The following is a 3,877-nucleotide window of genomic DNA, read 5'->3' as shown; positions in this document are numbered from 1 at the left end:
CGAACTCGCGGCCTTCGCCGTGGCATATAAGTTGGATGACCTGCCGGCCCGCGAGCACCGCCGGCGGCAGCCCCCCGCCCGGCATCACCCATTGCCCGGCCATCGAGAAGTTCGCCAGCCCGGGCAGCGTCTTCTTCATCTGCAGCGTGAGCGTCGCGGGCGATATCACCCAACCCTCGTACGTCCCCTGCCAGTTGCCGGTATAGCGCTCGAACGTGGCCGGCGTCGCGACGTCGCGTACTTCCACCTTGTCCTTGATGCCGGGGAAGCGGCGCTCGAGCTCGTCAAGGACGGCCGCGGCGACGTTATCCTTCTGCGCGCGGTAGCGCGCCGCGTCCTCGTCGCGCAGCTTCTTCCAGTAGTCGTAGTTCGATTCGAACATGACCGTCACGACGGTCTTGCCCGCCGGCGCGAGGGTGGGGTCGAAGTTGTAAACGCGGAGCGACGCCCGCCGGACCTCCTCGCCCGCAATTTGTAGCGGCGAGGCGAAGTTGAAGGTGAGGTAGTGTGGCGCGTCCTCGAGCGCGTCGGCGACGCCGAACGAGAGGTACACCAGCGGCTTGAAGATGGGCAGCTCGCCGCCATAGTAGCCGCGGACATTGTCGTCGACGTAGCGGCCTTCCAGCATGTCGAAGATGGTCGTGCGGCCGTCGGCGGCCGAGATGACGTAGGCCGCTCGATATTCGGTCCCGTCCGTCAACCGGACGCCGACCGTGCGGTCGTCTTCCACCAATACTTTCTCGACCCGGGCGCCGTAGGTGGCCTCGCCCCCCAGCTCGCGGTACCTCTTCTCGATGCGCTGGGAGAACGCGAGCGAGCCGCCGACCGTATACCCCGCGTTGCGCCGCCACATCCAGGCCAGTGTCGCGAGGAAAAAGAATACGGCCGCGTCGGGCCAGAAGCCGTACGTCATGGCCTCCGCCAGCAGCGGGCTCTTGAGTCGGGCGCCGAAGTCCCGCAGCGAGAGGCGGCCCCATTTCATAAACAGGCCCATATAGGGGAGCATAGCGCCGAACATCTTCAACCGGTCGCCGAAGGTGTAAAGTTCGGGCGGCTTGTCTAGCGGAAGGTCGAAAGAGGCCGCGCGTTTGACCGCCCGGGCGAATTTCTTGATTTCGCGCGCGTCCTCGGGCGCCAACTCGAGCAGGTGCTCTTGCAAGCGGCCGGGGTCGTTGTAGAAGGTGACGGTCCGGCCGTCGGCCGCCTCGTACGCGAAGAACGGCTCGAAGTCTATTATCTCCGCGCCGGCCAGCGCGCCCACCTCGCGCCAGTATTTGTGGAACCGGCCCTCCCTCGAGCCGACGAGCCAGTGCAGGCAGCCGTCGAAGACGTAGTCGCCGCGCTTCCACGACGTGCACAGGCCGCCGGGGCGGGTGTGCATCTCGAAGATGCGCGTCGCGTAACCGTTCATCCGGCCGTAACACCCGGCCGCCAGGCCCGCGATGCCGGCGCCTATAATGGCGATGGACTTTTCGGACACGTTTACTCCTTCGTCTCGTCGTAGCGCTGCTTTTCTATTCAGCCGGCGGCCTTCGGCTCGCGCTCGAAGCGGAAATCGCAGCGGCGGTCGCCCCGCGCCAGCGTGCCGGTCCGGACGAAGCGCAAGCCGATCTTCCGGCACTCGTCCGGGAAGTAGACGTCGTCGGCGAGGCAGAGATGCCGGGCGGCCTCCGGGTACCCCAGAAGCGCGGCCAGCTCGAGGAAGACGCAAGAGCTAACGTCGTACTGGACGGCGTCGTCGCCGTCCTCGCCCACGTCGTATTCCAGGACGCCGGCGCGCCGGTTGGCCTCCATCGTCGCGTCGAAGTAGGCGCGGAAGGCCGCGAACGCGTCGCCGCCGCTTTTGAAATCGGCGGCGGCCGGTGCTTGCGCCGCCCACAGCTCGGCGCCGACCTCGCGTATTATCTCTTCGAAAATAGCGACGGCCTTTTCGGTCCCGGCGAGGCGCGCGACGGCGGCGAAGGCCGCGACTTGCGAAAGCACCCCCGCGCGGACTTCTTCTTTATCTAGGCCCCGCCCCCGGAGCGGCGCGAGGTCTACGTCCCGCATCTTCGCCTCTTCCTCCCGGATAAGGCCGGGGAGCCGCAAAGACCGGAACAGGCCGACGCGCTTCAGCACGAGCCGGCGGCTCACAGCCTCCATCTTCTCCCGTACCGCTGGCGGCAAGGAAGCCATCGTCGTGGCGACGTCGACGCCGTAATTTTTTAAATTCTTAACGTCCATTCGTTACTCCTCGGGCGCTCCCGTCGTCTCCGGATACCTTGCCATCGCCTCGCGGACTTCTTCGGGTACTTCCTTCAGGAACTCGGTCCCGGCGAACGCGGCGTCGATGAGCGCGCGGTTGGCCTCGTACGTGTAGTCGACGAATTTCTCGGTAACGTCGCCGCCGCCGGGGGCGTTCATATCGAATATCGTGACCGGCGTCGCCGGCGAGTAGTCGAACGCGTCGGCCTCGAGCCAACGGGTTTCCATATTCTCCCGGGTGCGGTAATATACGAGACGGTCGTTGACGTCGTAGACGATGCGCCACTGCGATTCGGCCGGCGAGGCGACGTCGTCTAGGACGCCGGCGGCGTAATCGGCGGTGGTCGCGGAGTCCAGGAAGGCCGGGTCGAAATTCGTCGCCGCTATCGCCGCCCGCGAGAACCGCTCCAGCGAGCCGTCGCCCGCAATGTCTTCGGGCGTGCCCTCCTTCTGTTCGTACATGGAAAGGAAAGAGAGCGAGTCGTCGTAGGTGCTGTTGGCCAGCGCGCGTACGGGCATGTCGTCGCCGGCGGAGATTACGGCTTTGCCTTCCACGAACTCGACCACGGCGCAACCTCCCGCGGCGTCCGCGACGAAGTAGTGCAACCGCCCCGTACCGTCATCGGCGACGCGGACTTCCTCCCGGGCGGCGAGGACCTCCTCCACCGTGGCGCAGGTGTCGAGCATGTACTGCACCCACTGCAGGCAGCCGAGAGCGGGCCGCTCGTCGGGGGCCGGGTATTCCGCCTGCTTGAGCCACAGCACCTCGACTACGAGGCCGGCCTCGTTTATGCCGCCCAGCGGCATCTCCCGGCCGTACTGGTTGAACGTGACGCTGCCGTACGTCGAAGTCCAGCGCGCCGGGTTGTCGTCGCCGACCAGCGCCTCCTTCGCGATGCCTCGTTTGTTTACGACGACCAGGCCGTCGCAGACGGACCAGTCGAAGCTCTTGCCGACGACGGCCTCGTCGCCGGCGTAGATGTAGAACGCCGTGCAAGGGAGGGCGGCGGCCGCGAGGAGCAAAATGCCGAGCGCCGGCGCGGCGACGCGCGTTTTGATATTCATGGCTAATCTCCTAGGTGCCCCGGCCTTAGCGCCGCCGGAGCAGCGCGTTGGCCAAAAGTATTATGCCGAGCGCCAGCAGCACCACCGGCCACGTTATCTTCACGGCGACGACGCCGCTCAGGCCGATGATTATCAGGATGCCGGCCCAGATGTAGTTGCCGACAACCGGCCGCGCGTACGTCGGCGAGACCCCGCGCCACAGCGCGCCGAGGAGGGCGAGCAGGCCGGCGCCGAAGAAGAGCCAGTTCCAGGGGCCGGCGTGGCCCAGCTGCGGCAGCCGGCCCGTACTCTCGGCCGTGAATATTATCCCCGCCCAGATGAGCACGCTCGCCCAGAACAGGCCCTGCAGGCGGTGGCGTTGACGGTGTTCCCTCGCGACGTCCGGTTCTCCGTTCATATCTCCGAGGTGTCCTTTCCGCGACAGCGTGAAGCTCGGGTCGCATTAAGTATTAAGGATGCGAGTTGGCTCGCCGCCTAATCTAAAATAAAAAGGGCTTGCGAACAAGCCCTTAATGACTCGAGGCACCCGGAAAATCAATCTTGTTCAAAACGCCACTGGAAGCCGCGG

General features: G+C 65.7%; 4 protein-coding genes. All 4 read right to left on the bottom strand.

What is annotated here, in order from left to right:
* Positions 1-1,480: NAD(P)/FAD-dependent oxidoreductase (locus VMX79_11445; GenBank protein HUV87712.1), on the bottom strand; the 1,480-nt coding region annotated here is incomplete at its 3' end.
* Between the two features lie 38 nt (positions 1,481-1,518).
* Positions 1,519-2,223, bottom strand: coding sequence for an L-2-amino-thiazoline-4-carboxylic acid hydrolase (locus VMX79_11440; GenBank protein HUV87711.1), 705 nt, complete (start codon positions 2,221-2,223; stop codon positions 1,519-1,521).
* Positions 2,224-2,226: 3 nt separating this feature from the next.
* Positions 2,227-3,309 carry a linear amide C-N hydrolase gene (locus VMX79_11435; protein HUV87710.1) on the bottom strand — a complete coding sequence of 361 codons (1,083 nt, stop codon included), beginning with the start codon at positions 3,307-3,309 and terminating at the stop codon, positions 2,227-2,229.
* Between the two features lie 25 nt (positions 3,310-3,334).
* On the bottom strand, positions 3,335-3,706 hold the full coding sequence (locus tag VMX79_11430; protein HUV87709.1) for a hypothetical protein: 372 nt from the start codon (positions 3,704-3,706) through the stop codon (positions 3,335-3,337).
* Between the last annotated feature and the right edge of the window lie 171 nt (positions 3,707-3,877).

This window comes from bacterium (genome assembly GCA_035529855.1).
GTDB lineage: Bacteria > RBG-13-66-14 > B26-G2 > WVWN01 > WVWN01 > WVWN01.
This window is presented reverse-complemented; position numbering and strand designations above follow the sequence as displayed.